The organism is Pseudomonas sp. BAV 4579, from assembly GCF_009765395.1.
GTDB classification, from domain to species: domain Bacteria; phylum Pseudomonadota; class Gammaproteobacteria; order Pseudomonadales; family Pseudomonadaceae; genus Chryseomonas; species Chryseomonas aestiva.
In genome coordinates, this window is the sequence record NZ_WHOV01000285.1 from 1 (window position 1) to 523 (window position 523).

A 523-nucleotide genomic window follows, 5' to 3' on the forward strand; every position below is an offset into this window, starting at 1 on the left:
GGTTACCTGGATCGAAACCGCCGGAGCGGCGATGTTCGGGTACTGGTTGATCGGTAGATTGACGATCGCCAGGATGCCGGCGAGCATCATCACCAAGGCGATTACCCAGGCGAAGATGGGCCGGTCGATAAAGAACTTTGACATCGGGCGCTCCCTTTATTGGCCCTTACCGGCCGGCTGCTGCTCGGCGGAGGCGACGTTGCCGGCAGGCTTGGCAGTGACACTGGCGCCGGGTTTAACCTTCTGCAGACCTTCGGTGATGACCTTATCACCCGCTTCGATGCCTTTGGACACCAGCCAGTCGGCACCCAAGGCCCGCTCGGTCACCAACTCGCGCAGCTCGACCTTGCCTTCCCCATTCACCACCATGGCAGTGGGCTTGCCCTTCTGATCACGTGTGACCCCTTGCTGGGGTACTAGAATGGCATTCTGGCGCACCCCCGATTGCAGCTGAGCACGCACGAACATACCGGGCAGCAGCAGCTTGTCGGGGTTGGGGAATTCGGCGCGGATGGTCACCGAG

General features: G+C 61.4%; 2 protein-coding genes. Both read right to left on the reverse strand.

Going from position 1 to position 523, the window contains the following annotated elements; translation table 11 throughout:
* Positions 1-144: efflux RND transporter permease subunit (locus tag GSQ95_RS27375; protein WP_158974022.1), on the reverse strand; the 144-nt coding region annotated here is incomplete at its 3' end.
* 12 nt (positions 145-156) lie between these two features.
* Positions 157-523, reverse strand: a 367-nt coding sequence (locus GSQ95_RS26005; RefSeq protein WP_178123859.1) for an HlyD family secretion protein, incomplete at its 5' end; no start/stop codon positions are given.